This is a genomic window from Streptomyces sp. Da 82-17 (genome assembly GCF_046098215.1).
GTDB lineage: Bacteria > Actinomycetota > Actinomycetes > Streptomycetales > Streptomycetaceae > Streptomyces.
This window is the reverse complement of record NZ_JBJURH010000017.1, coordinates 16424-28408: the sequence shown is the minus strand read 5'-3', so window position 1 is coordinate 28408 and position 11985 is coordinate 16424. Positions and strand designations below refer to the sequence as shown.

The 11985-nt window shown below is 74.3% G+C and carries 8 protein-coding genes; 5 read left to right on the top strand and 3 right to left on the bottom strand.

What is annotated here, in order from left to right; all coding sequences use genetic code 11:
• Positions 1 to 283: 283 nt before the first annotated feature.
• The gene (locus tag ACIDOF_RS25925; protein WP_409008501.1) at positions 284 to 1366 is read left to right on the top strand and encodes a sugar phosphate nucleotidyltransferase; all 1083 of its coding nucleotides are present in this window, start codon (positions 284 to 286) and stop codon (positions 1364 to 1366) included.
• 112 nt (positions 1367 to 1478) lie between these two features.
• Positions 1479 to 2480 carry a DNA-3-methyladenine glycosylase family protein gene (locus ACIDOF_RS25920; protein ID WP_409008500.1) on the top strand — a complete coding sequence of 334 codons (1002 nt, stop codon included), beginning with the start codon at positions 1479 to 1481 and terminating at the stop codon, positions 2478 to 2480.
• A gap of 44 nt (positions 2481 to 2524) precedes the next feature.
• Here ACIDOF_RS25920 and ACIDOF_RS25915 read toward each other — a convergent pair whose 3' ends face one another.
• Genes ACIDOF_RS25915 through ACIDOF_RS25905 form a run of 3 tightly spaced genes read right to left on the bottom strand, consistent with a single transcriptional unit; the run spans position 2525 to position 5367 of the window.
• Positions 2525 to 3829, bottom strand: coding sequence for a coenzyme F420-0:L-glutamate ligase (locus tag ACIDOF_RS25915; protein WP_409008499.1), 1305 nt, complete (start codon positions 3827 to 3829; stop codon positions 2525 to 2527).
• Positions 3826 to 4782 carry a 2-phospho-L-lactate transferase gene (cofD, locus tag ACIDOF_RS25910; protein WP_409008498.1) on the bottom strand — a complete coding sequence of 319 codons (957 nt, stop codon included), beginning with the start codon at positions 4780 to 4782 and terminating at the stop codon, positions 3826 to 3828. Before cofD ends, ACIDOF_RS25915 begins: the two co-directional genes overlap by 4 nt.
• A gap of 33 nt (positions 4783 to 4815) precedes the next feature.
• The gene (locus ACIDOF_RS25905; RefSeq protein ID WP_409008497.1) at positions 4816 to 5367 is read right to left on the bottom strand and encodes a cysteine dioxygenase; all 552 of its coding nucleotides are present in this window, start codon (positions 5365 to 5367) and stop codon (positions 4816 to 4818) included.
• Positions 5368 to 6076: 709 nt separating this feature from the next.
• On the opposite strand from ACIDOF_RS25905, the gene ACIDOF_RS25900 reads away from it, so the two are divergent.
• The 3 genes from ACIDOF_RS25900 (at position 6077) to ACIDOF_RS25890 (ending at position 11966) form a co-directional block, all read left to right on the top strand.
• The gene (locus tag ACIDOF_RS25900) at positions 6077 to 6340 is read left to right on the top strand and encodes a WhiB family transcriptional regulator (protein ID WP_017945871.1); all 264 of its coding nucleotides are present in this window, start codon (positions 6077 to 6079) and stop codon (positions 6338 to 6340) included.
• 296 nt (positions 6341 to 6636) lie between these two features.
• Positions 6637 to 10446 (top strand): glycosyltransferase family 2 protein, encoded by a 3810-nt coding sequence (locus tag ACIDOF_RS25895; RefSeq protein ID WP_409008496.1) that lies wholly within the window; start codon positions 6637 to 6639, stop codon positions 10444 to 10446.
• Positions 10443 to 11966, top strand: a complete 1524-nt coding sequence (locus ACIDOF_RS25890; RefSeq protein WP_409008495.1) for a DUF5719 family protein — start codon at positions 10443 to 10445, stop codon at positions 11964 to 11966. The genes ACIDOF_RS25895 and ACIDOF_RS25890 overlap by 4 nt, the downstream gene beginning before the upstream one ends.
• Positions 11967 to 11985: the final 19 nt, after the last annotated feature.

Below are 11985 nucleotides of genomic sequence, written 5' to 3'. Positions count from 1 at the left end.
CACCGGGAACACGGCTGAACCACGGCCGGGGCGGCTCGCACAGCCGCCCCGGCCGTACGCGTGGAGGCACGGAACACGGACGCGGGAAAGGCACGGAACAGCGGCACGCCGAGGTCAGCAGACGTAACAACACGCACACAGACGCAACTGAAAACGCCCATGAACGGTCTGCCTACACTGACCGGCCGGACCAGACCAGTCCGGCGTACCGGACCCGACCAGTCCGGTGCAGTGACCGGTGTACGAGACAGGCCCCGCCCCCGGCAGGAAGCAGAGGCGACAGGTGACAGAAGCGATCCTCCTGGTCGGTGGCAAGGGGACCCGGCTCAGGCCGCTCACCGTGCACACGCCGAAACCGATGGTCCCGGCCGCGGGAGTGCCGTTCCTCACACACCAGTTGGCGCGGGCGCGCGCCGCGGGCGTCGAGCACATCGTGCTCGCCACCTCGTACCTGGCGGAGGTCTTCGAGCCGTACTTCGGCGACGGCTCCGAGCTCGGCCTGCACCTGGAGTACGTCACCGAGGAGGAGCCGCTCGGCACCGGCGGCGCCATCCGCAACGTCGCCTCGCGGCTGCACTCCGCGCCCGAGGACCCGGTGCTGATCTTCAACGGCGACATCCTCACCGGCCTGGACATCCCCGCCCTCGTCACCACCCACGAGACCTCCGGCGCCGACGTCTCGCTGCACCTGACCCGCGTCGACGACCCACGCGCGTACGGGCTCGTGCCCACCGACGACACCGGCCGCGTGCAGGCCTTCCTGGAGAAGCCGCAGACGCCCGAGGAGATCGTCACCGACCAGATCAACGCGGGCGCGTACGTCTTCCGGCGCTCGGTGATCGACACCATCCCCGCGGGCCGCCCGGTCTCCGTCGAGCGCGAGACGTTCCCCGAACTCCTCGCGTCCGGCGCGCACTTGCAGGGCATGGTCGACTCCACGTACTGGCTGGACCTCGGCACCCCGCAGGCCTTCGTGCGCGGCTCGGCCGACCTCGTCCTCGGCCGCGCACCCTCGCCCGCCGTGCCGGGGCGGCGCGGCGAACGGCTCGTGCTGCCCACCGCCGAGGTCGCCCCCGACGCCAAGCTGACCGGCGGCACCGTCGTCGGCGCGGGCGCGCGGGTCGGCGCGGGCGCCCGGATCTCGGGCAGCACCGTTCTGGAGGGCGCGGTGGTCGAGCCCGGCGCGGTCGTGACGGACTCGCTGATCGGCGCGGGCGCCCGCATCGGGGCCCGTACGGTCCTGGCCGGCGCGGTCGTCGGCGACGGCGCGCGCATCGGGGCGGACAACGAGCTGCGGGACGGGGTCCGCGTGTGGTGCGGGGCGGAACTCGCGGACGGCGCCGTGAGGTTCTCCTCGGACCAGTAAGGGCTTTTCGCCTTCGGCCTTCCGCCTTCGGCCTTCCGCCCGGCATGTGGCGCACGGGGGCCCGCGCAGCGCCTACGCTCGGAGGGTCGTCCGTTCGACCCCGAGGACCCCCGTGGCAGGTCGCTTCGTCCAGCAGCCGGTGCCGGCGCGCCCGCACCGCGGCTCCCGCGTACCCGCACGCACCGGGGCCGTCCCGCGGCAGGCCGCCGCCGAGTCCCGCCGCCTCACGCCGACCGGGCCCCTCGACCTCCGCCTGGTCCTCGGCCCGCTGCGGCGCGGCCCCGGCGACCCCACGTACCGGGCGACGCCCGACGGCTCGTTCTGGCGGGCCAGCCGCACGCCCGACGGGCCGGGCACGCTCCGGGTCGCGCTGCGCTCGGGGACCGTGCACGCGGACGCCTGGGGGCCCGGCGCGGGCTGGCTGCTCGGGCGGCTCCCCGACCTGGTCGGCGAGGCGGACGAGCCCGACGTGTTCGAGCCGCGGCACCGCCTCGTCGCCGCGACGCACCGGCGGCGGCCCGGCCTCAGACTGATGCGGACCGGGCTCGTCCTGGAGTCGCTGATCCCGTCGGTCCTGGAGCAGAAGGTCACCACCGACGAGGCGTACCGCGCCTGGCGCCTCCTGGTCCGCAAGTACGGCGAACCGGCGCCGGGCCCCGCCCCCGACCGCATGCACGTGATGCCCGAGCCGCGCGCCTGGCGCATGATCCCGTCCTGGGAGTGGCACCGCGCGGGCGTCGACGACAAGCGCGCCTCGACGATCCTGCGCGCCGTGCGCGTCGCCCACCGCCTGGAGGAGGCGGTCGGCATGGAGCCCCGACAGGCCCGGGAACGCCTGGAGTCGGTGCCCGGCATCGGCCCCTGGACCTCCGCCGAGACGGTGCAGCGCAGCCACGGCGCCCCGGACGAGGTGACCGTCGGCGACCTGCACCTGCCCGGCATCGTCGGGTACGCCCTGGCGGGGGAGCGGGACAGCGACGACGCGCGGATGCTGGAGCTCCTGGAGCCCTACCGCGGCCAGCGGCACCGCGCCGCCCGCCTGATCCTCCTGTCCGGCCGCACCCCGCCCCGGCGCACACCGAAGATGCCGCGCGTCGACATCGGCGAACTCTGACCCGCCCGCCGGCCAGGCCGGCGCGCCTACGCGCCTCCGTCCCGCTAGCGCACCTCGATGAAGTCCGCCACCTCGCGCGGCGGGCGTTCACGCGGCTCCTCCGCCGCCCGGCCCACCGCGACGGCCCCCATCGGGTCCCAGTTCTCCGGCAGCCCGAGCACGCCTCGTACGACGTCACGGCAGAACATCGTCGACGAGATCCACGCCGAGCCGAGGCGCTCACCGGCCAGGGCCACCAGGAAGTTCTGGATGCCGGCGCCGGTCGCGACCACGAACATCTCCCGCTCGGCGGCGTCCCTGCGCGCGTCCCCGTACGTGTGCGCGCCGTCCGTCACCAGGCAGGGCACGACCAGGTACGGGGCGTTCCGCAGTACGTCGCCGCGGCGCACGCGCTTGGCGATGGACTCCTCGGACTTGCCGTCGGCCCGCAGGTCCGCGATCCACTTCTCCCGCATGGCGTCGAGGAGTTCGGTCCGCGCCTTCGGGCTCTCCAGGAGCACGAACCGCCAGGGCGTCGTGTGGTGCGGCGCGGGCGCGGTCACGGCGGCGGCCACCGCGCGGCGCACGGCCCCGGGGTCCACCGGGTCGTCGGTGAAGCTCCGCACGGTACGGCGCCCGGTGACGGCCTCGCGCACCGCCTCCGACGTGCCGAGCCGGAACATGTCGTCCGCGGCGCCCCGCACCATCGCCCGCGCGCCGGTGTCGTCCTCGCCCCCGCCCACGGCGTGGGGCAGCCCGCGGACCACGGCGACCGGCAGCCCGGCGGCCTTGCCCTTCACCAGGTCGCCCGCCGCCGCGAGTTCGTCCGCGGTCGCCACGACGGTCGCGCTCAGCGGGTTGCCGTACGCGTCCGTGCCGCCGCGCAGATCGTCCAGGACGCGCACGCCGGCGGCGCCGATGGCCACGTCCGTCAGGCCGGTGCGCCAGGGGCGGCCGAAGGTGTCGGTGACGAGCACGCCGACGTCCACGCCGAGCGCGTCCCGCAGCCCTGTGCGGATCGCGCGCGCCGAGGCGTCCGGGTCCTCGGGCAGCAACAGGACGGTCCCCTCAGGGGTGTTGGAGGCGTCCACTCCGGCGGCGGCCATGACCAGGCCCTGCCGGTTCTCGACGATCCGGAGCGTCCCGCGCCGCGCGACCACGCGCACCGTCTCGGCGTCGATCGCCGCCTCCCGGTCGGCGGCGTCGAGGATCCGCCCCTCCGCCTTGGAGACGATCTTCGACGTGACGAGCACGACGTCCCCGTCCACCAGGCCAGGCTCGGCGGTCGCGATCAGCTTCGCCAGGTCGTCCCCGGCCTTCACCTCGGGCAGCCCCGGCACCGCCCACACGCGGTACGCGGGCGCGCTCACGCGCGTACCTCCGCGGCGAGCGCGAGGGCCTCGCGGGCCATGGCGGCGGTGGCGTCCACGTCGGTCATCATCAGCGGCACCGCCCTGCAGCGGATCCCGGCGGCCTCGACGCGCTCGACCGCGCCCTCGTCCACCGTGTCCACCAGCCAGCCGTCCAGCAGGCCCGAGCCGTAGTGCTCGGCGACCGCGGCGGCGCTCGACTCGACGCCCACCGCGGCGAGCACCTTGTCCGCCATGCCGCGCACGGGCGCGTCCCCGACGATCGGCGAGAGCCCGACGACCGGCACCCCGGCCTCGGCGATGGCCTCGCGGATCCCCGGCACGGCGAGGATCGTGCCGACGCTGACGACCGGGTTGGACGGCGGGAACAGCACGACGTCCGCCGCTGCGATCGCCTCCAGGACGCCCGGAGCGGGCTTGGCCTGCTCGGCGCCGACGGGCACGACGGCCAGCGCGTCCACGGAGGCGCGCAGCCGCACCCAGTACTCCTGGAAGTGGACGGCCTTCCGCTCGCCGTCGATCTCCACCGCGACATGCGTCTCGACCCGGTCGTCCGACATCGGGAGCAGCCGCACGCCGGGCTGCCAGCGCTCGCACAGCGCCTCGGTGACGGCGCTGAGCGGGTAGCCGGCGCCCATCATCTGCGTCCGCACGATGTGCGTCGCGAAGTCCCGGTCGCCCAGGCCGAACCACTCGGGCCCGACGCCGTACGCCGCGAGCTCGCCCTTGACCTGGAACGTCTCGTCGGAACGGCCCCAGCCCTGCTCCTCGTTGATGCCGCCGCCCAGCGTGTACATCACCGTGTCGAGGTCGGGGCAGACCTTCAGGCCGAACAGATGGATGTCGTCACCGGTGTTGCCGATGACGGTGATGTCGGCGTCGGGCGCGGCGGCCTTGAGACCGCGCAGGAAACGGGCACCACCGATGCCTCCGGCCAGAACCACAATGCGCATGCGCCCAGCATGTCAGGTGGCTGTGACAGCGGTTCAGGCGGTGACGGCATCCCGTACGGTCTCGGCCACGCCGCCCGAGCACTGCGCCGCGTGCATCGGCATCTCGGTGAGGCCGGGGTAGTAGATGTGCAGGCTGACGGCGGGTTCGAGGGCGTCGTTCACGACCTCGTGGACGTAGCCGGGCGCGAAGACGCGCTGCGCGCCGGCCGCCAACGCGCGCGTGCCGCGCTCGGTGCGCTCGGTCAACTCGCCCTGGAGCACGGTCAGTACGCCGGACGAGGGGCCGTGGTCGTGCAGTCCGCTGCCCTGCCCGGGCACCCAGCTGAGCAGCCAGATCTCGTAGCCGATCGGGGTCTCCCCTGCTCGAGCGGAGCCGAGAGCTTGGGGAACGGTGCGCAGGCGGTGGTACCAGCGGCTCGTGGCGTCGTACTCCACGAGGTGCTCCCACTGGGAGCGGTCGGCGGCGACGGCGCGGGCGAGCCCGGCGAATTCGGCGACGGTGGCGGGGTGTTCACGGGCGGGCTGCAGGAGGTGCTGGACCTCGAGGATGTCGCCGGCGATCTGCAGGTCGCTGTCGCTGTTCATCGGTGCGGTGTTCCTCGGCGGGGAGAGGTGCGGGGACGTCACTGTCCGTGATCCTGGACAGTCGCTCGGGTCACGAGCGGGAGGGGCGGCCCGGGTGCGGGCGAGGGGTGCGGAGCCCGGGGCGGGGGCTCGGCGGTGCGGAACGGCTGGAGCGCGATGGGCTCAACAGCAACAGGAACAGCGACAGCTCTCCAGGGCAGCACAGAGGGATCCACCGGTGTGGATCCGAGTGAGCGCCAAGTTCGCGAGCATGCCCAACAGGAGACCGGTTCACACGTCTACTGTCAACCTGATGTCCGGATTGCGGGATATGGTTCACCGTATCCGGTTGTTCGTTATGCCGAAAGGTTTGTGCATCGGCCGGATCGGACAGGTGGCGCTGCATCCGGACGCGTAAACGTCGTTGCCTTCTCGTGACTCGTTCGTGATCGGGATCGCTTCGGTGTGCGTCTCGGCAACGCGACCGTCCTCCGGTGCGTCTTTACGGGTATCGGCAGGGTGTGCGGGATCGTCGCCGAGAAGTGTCCGGGTTTAAGGCGATTTGAACACTTTCCGCAAAGCCTTGGTTCCGCAGAGTGAATAAGGGACCCAATAGCAGATCTCGGCTTGACTGGCCCGGATCGGCACACTTGTAATTTCACTCGTGTCGTTCGGCCGAAATCGGTAACGGCAGCATCACGGGGACTGCACAGACAGACGAGGGGCGCACATGACCGAGCTGTTCCAGCAACTGCTGGTCGAGGACGCGGACGAAGAACTCGGCTGGCAGGAGCGCGCACTGTGCGCCCAGACCGATCCCGAGTCCTTCTTTCCGGAGAAGGGCGGCTCCACGCGCGAGGCCAAGAAGGTCTGTCTCGCCTGTGAGGTCAGGTCCGAATGCCTCGAATACGCACTCGCCAACGACGAGCGATTCGGCATCTGGGGCGGCCTGTCGGAGCGAGAACGCCGACGGCTGAAAAAGGCCGCCGTCTGAGCCGCCGATCGAGCCGACGTCCGAGCCGACGTCCGAGCCGACGTCCGATCCGCATCAGGCGCCGACTCCGGTGACCGCACCGGTCGTTCGGCGACCGAAGACCATCCGACCCCGACCCGCGCCGAGCAAAAGGCGCACACCCCGACGTAACGAACGGTCCGCCGCTTGTGGGTTGTCCACAGGCGGCGGACCGCTGTGTTTCCCAGCCGTTAGTGTGGCCCCCGTCCGAGACGCCCCCCGAGCACAGCCCGGCCCAGGCGTCCACCGCAGTCCATCGAACCGGGGCCCGTACCTCGATGTCCGTGCACAGCCATTCGGCAGGCCAGTACGACGCTGCCGCAGCCGCGTCCCCCCAGGCCCAGACGCCTGAGTTCCCCAGGCACGTCGTCACCGCGGTCCTCGTCTCGCACGACGGCGCCCGGTGGCTGCCCGACGCCCTCGGCGGCCTGCTCGGCCAGGAACGCCCCGTGCAGAACGTGATCGCCGCCGACACCGGCAGCGCCGACGACTCCGCCGCGATCGTCACGGACGCCCTCGGCCCCGACCGCGTCCTGCACCTCGCCCGCCGCTCCGGATTCGGCACCGCCGTCGACGAGGCCGCCCGCACCGCGCGCGTGCTCACGCCCGACGACCTGCCGTACCTGAAGCGCCCCAGCGGCTGGGACCCGGTCACGCGCACCTGGCGCGACGAGGCGTACGACATGCCGGAACTCCCGTACGGGGAACCGGTCCAGTGGCTCTGGCTGCTGCACGACGACTGCGCCCCCGAGCCCGGCGCCCTCGCCGAACTCCTGCGCACCGTCGAGCGCGAGCACGAGGCCAACCGCGAAGTCGCCGTCGTAGGACCCAAACTGCGCGGCTGGTACGACCGCAGGCAGCTGCTCGAGGTCGGCGTCTCCATCGCGCACAGCGGCCGCCGCTGGACCGACCTGGACCGCCGCGAGCAGGACCAGGGCCAGCACGACCAGGTGCGCCCCGTCCTGTCGGTGTCCACCGCGGGCATGCTCATCAGGCGGGACGTGTACGAGGAGCTGGGCGGCTTCGACCGGCGCCTGCCCCTCATGCGGGACGACGTCGACCTCTGCTGGCGGGCCCAGGCGGCCGGCCACCGCGTCCTGATCGCACCCGACGCCGTCATGCGGCACGCCGAGGCCTCCGCCCGCGAGCGCCGCACCGTCGACTGCGTCGGCCGCACCGCCGCGAGCCCGCACCGCGTCGACAAGGCCGGCGCCGTCTACACGCTGCTCGCCAACACCCGTACGGCGATGCTGCCCTGGGTGCTGCTGCGCCTCGTGCTCGGCACCCTGCTGCGCACGCTCGCGTACCTCGTCGGCAAGGTGCCCGGCCAGGCGCTCGACGAGGTCGCCGGTCTCTTCGGCGTACTGCTGCGCCCGGAGCGGATCCTCGGCGCCCGCAAACGCCGCGGCAAGCCACAGGTCGAGGCCGCCGAGCTGCGCCCGCTCTTCCCCTCGCCCGGCGCGACGGTCCGCCTCACCGTCGAGCAGGTCGCCTCCAACCTGGTCGGCCGGTCCGACCCGGAGGCCTCGTCCGGCGGGCGGCACGGCGCGGTGGAGTCCGGGCCGGGCGGGGACGACGCCGAGTTCCTGGAGGTCGAGCAGTTCGCCCGCCTCAAGCGGATCGCCCGCAAGCCGGGCCCTGTGCTCTTCGGCGTGCTGCTCCTGTTCTCGCTGATCGCCTGCCGCGCGCTGCTCGGCGGCGGCGCCCTCGCAGGCGGCGCGATGCTGCCGGTCCCGGCCGACGTCTCCGAGCTCTGGGGCCGGTACGCGGACGCCTGGCATCCGGTCGGCACCGGCGGCACCCAGTCGGCCCCGCCCTACCTCGCGTTCGTCGCCGCCCTCGCCACCGTCCTGCTCGGCTCGACCGGGCTCGCCGTCACGGTCCTGCTCGTCTGCTCGGTCCCGCTGGCCGGCCTCGCGGCTTACTTCGCGTCCCGGCCGCTCGTCGAGTCCCGCCTGCTGCGCGCCTGGGCGGCCGTCGCGTACGCCTTCCTGCCCGCCGCCACGGGCGCGCTCGCGGGCGGGCACCTGGGCACCGCCGTGCTCGCGACGCTGCTGCCGCTCATCGCGCGGGCCGGGCTCGCCGCGAGCGGACTGCTGCTGAAGACCGAGGGCGCGCGCGGCAGTTGGCGCGCCACGTGGGCGTACGCATTGCTGCTCACGATCGCGACCGCCTTCACGCCGGTCGTCTGGCCCGTCGCCCTGGTGCTCGGCCTGGCCCTGCTCGCGGTGCGCCGCGGGGACCTCGCCGCGTACGGGCTGCGCTTCCTGGCCGCGCTCGGCGTGCCGCTGCTCGTGCTCGCGCCCTGGTCGCTGTCGCTGCTGCCCTTCGGCTTCTTCCGGACGACGGGGCTCGACTTCGGTGCGGGTTCCGCCTCCGGGCTCGACCTGCTCGGCCTCAGCCCCGGCGGGCCCGGGGCCGGTGGCGGGCTGCTCCTGATCGGCTTCGTGCTCGCCGCGCTCGCCGCCCTGCTGCGCGGTGAGCGGCAGCTCGCGATCCGCACCGCCTGGGCCGTCGCGCTCACCGGTTTCGTCTTCGCGGCCCTGAGCAACGGCTCGGCCTGGGCGGGCCCGGCGACGCTCGTGTACGGCATCGCGCTGCTCGCCGCCGCCGTGGTCGGCGCCGAGGGGGCGCACGCGCGCGTGGCCGAGCAGAGCTTCGGCTGGCGCCAGCCCGTCGCCGCACTGATCGCCGTCGCGGCCGTCCTCGGCCCGCTGGTCGCCGCCGTCGGCTGGATGGTCCGCGGCGCCGACGGTCCGCTGGAGCGGCGCGACCCGGCGCAGGTCCCGGCCTTCGTCGCCGAGGAGTCCGGCACGAAGGACCAGCCCCGCACGCTCGTCCTGAACAGCGACTCCGAGGCCCGCGTCGGGTACGTGCTCGTGCGCGGCCCCGGCGCCCGGCTCGGCGACGCGGAGCTGGCCGCGGCGGGCGAGGGCAACGACCTCCTCGACCGGACCGTCGCCCACCTGGTCGCGGGCTCCGGCGCCGACCAGGTCGACCAGCTCGGCGACTTCGCGGTGCGGTACGTCCTCCTGGAGGCGGGCGCGCCCCGCGGGATGAGCCGCACGCTCGACGCCACACCCGGCCTGACCCGCCTCAGCCGGCAGGACGGCAGCTCGCTGTGGCGGGTCGACCGGCAGGTCGCGCGCGCCGCGATCGTGCCCCCGTCGGGCACGCCGCAGCCGGTCGCCGCGGGCCCCGTCGAGATCCACACGGACGTCCCGGCGGGCCCCGAGGGCCGCACGCTCCGCATCGCCGACTCCGCCGCCGACGGCTGGACGGCGACCCTGGACGGCGAGCCGCTCACCCGCAAGACCGTCGACGGCTGGGCGCAGGGCTTCGAACTGCCCCCGTCCGGCGGCCGGTTGGACGTCACGTACGACACTCCCGGTACGCACACGGGCTGGCTCTGGGCGCAGGGCGCGCTCGTCGTGGTGCTCGTGGTCCTGGCCCTGCCGGGCCGCCGTGACACCGTGGACGACGACCTTCCGGACGAGCCGCTCACCGTCCCCGCGCAGCCCGTCGAGGGCGAGGGCCGCCGCGCCCGCCGGCTCCGTGCCGCTCAGGAGGCCGAGGCGGCCGCCCAGGGCCACGCCCCCGAGCCCGCACCGGCTCCGGCCGCACCCGCCGCCCCGCCCGCTTCCCCGCCCGTCGTCCCGCAGCAGCAGCCGCAGGACGACTGGGCCACGGCGGCCTACGCCGCGACCCCGCCCGCGCGGGCGCAGTACCCGGCGGGCGGGTACGATCAGCAGTACGCGCCGGGGGCGTACGAGCCGGATGCCTATGCCCAACAGGGCGGTGCGCCGGGGACGTTCGACCAGCAGGCGCAGCAGGCGCAGCAGGCGCCGCAGGCCCACCCGGGCCAGTACGGAAGCGGAACCTTCGACTACGGCGACTACGGCGGCTACGGCGCCCAGGCGGCCCAACCGGTCACGCACGACCAGCCCGCCGACCCGGCCATGCCTCCGCCCCCGCCGCCCGTGCCGCCGCAGGCCCCGCCGTACGCACCGTACGAGGGCTATGAACAGCCGTACGGCGGCGGCGACTTCAGGTCCGACAGTGAGCGCCCCGACGGGAGCCAGCAGTGAACCGCACGACCCTGTCCCTGATCGCCGCGGGTACAGCGCTGGCCGCCGTCACCGGGTTCGCCGCGCTCACCGCACCCGACGGCAGCGCGGCCGCCGGCAGCACCGCCGAGGCGGAGCAGCGGCCCGTGGACCGCAGCAGCCTGCTGTGCCCGGCGCCGAGCACGTCCGACCTGGCGGACACGGCGTACACGTCGTTCACACCCAAGTCCGCGGGGCAGGCCGGCAAGGGCGCGGCCGAACTCGTGGGCGCCGCGCGGGAGTCGGGCAGCGGCGGTTCCGGCAAGGACGACGGCAAGGGCGACGAGAAGGCGAAGGAGAAGCGGCCCGGCAAGCCCGTGCCGACCGTGAAGAGCCCCGGCAAGCCGGTGACCGAGGAGGTCTCCGGGGCCGACGCGCCCGCGCTCGTCGGCTCGGCGGACGGCGCGCTCGCCCCCGGCTGGACCGTCCAGCAGACGACGACGGTCGCGGCGGGCAGCGGCCGCGGCGTGCACGGCCTGGCCTGCGGCGCTCCGGACACCGACTTCTGGTTCCCCGGCGCGAGCACGGCGGAGGAGCGGAGCGACTACGTCCACCTGACGAACCCGGACGACACGGCCGCCGTGGTCGACATCGAGCTGTTCGGCTCGCGCGGCGCCCTGGAGTCGGACGTCGGCGAGGACATCCAGGTGCCGCCGCACTCCAGCGTCCCGGTGCTGCTCTCCACGCTCACGGACGAGCCGCAGACCAATGTGACGGCGCACGTCACGGCGCGCGCGGGCCGCGTGGGCGCCGCCGTGCAGTCCGCCGACGACAAGCTGGGCGGCGACTGGCTGCCGGCCTCCGCCGACCCGGCGGGCAGCGTCGTCCTGCCCGGCATCCCGAAGGACGCCACCTCCGTGCGCCTGGTCGCCTTCGCGCCCGGCGAGCAGGACGCGGACCTGAAGCTGTCCCTCGCGGGCCCGACGGGCTCGATCGTCCCGGCCGGCAACGAGACGCTGCACGTCAAGAGCGGTATGACGGCGGCGGTCGACCTCGGCGACATCACGAAGGGCGAGCCGGGCTCCCTGCTGCTCACGCCCACGGAGGATTCCGTTCCGGTGGTGGCGGCGCTGCGTGTCACGCGTGGCGAGGGCGCCCGGCAGGAGACGGCGTTCATCCCGGCGACGGCCCCCGTGGGCGAGCGCGCGACGGTCGCGGACAACCGCGCCAAGGGTTCGACGCTCTCCCTGGTCGCCCCGCCCGGCAAGACCGCCAAGGTCCGCGTCACGGCCTCCGCGGGCTCGGAGGGCGGCTCGCCGGCCACGAAGACGTACACCGTGCGGGGCGGCACCACGCTCGCCGTCAGGCCGCCCGTGCCGAGCGGTCTGAAGGGCTCGTACGCGCTGACGGTGGAGCAGCTCTCCGGCACGGTGCACGCGGCGCGGACGCTGGAGCTGCCGGAGGACGGCGTGCCGATGTTCACGGTCCAGACGCTGCCGGACGACGGCGGCACGATCACGGTGCCGCACGCCGAGCAGGACCTGTCGATCCTGCAGAAGTAGCGGATGCCGCGGGAGCGGC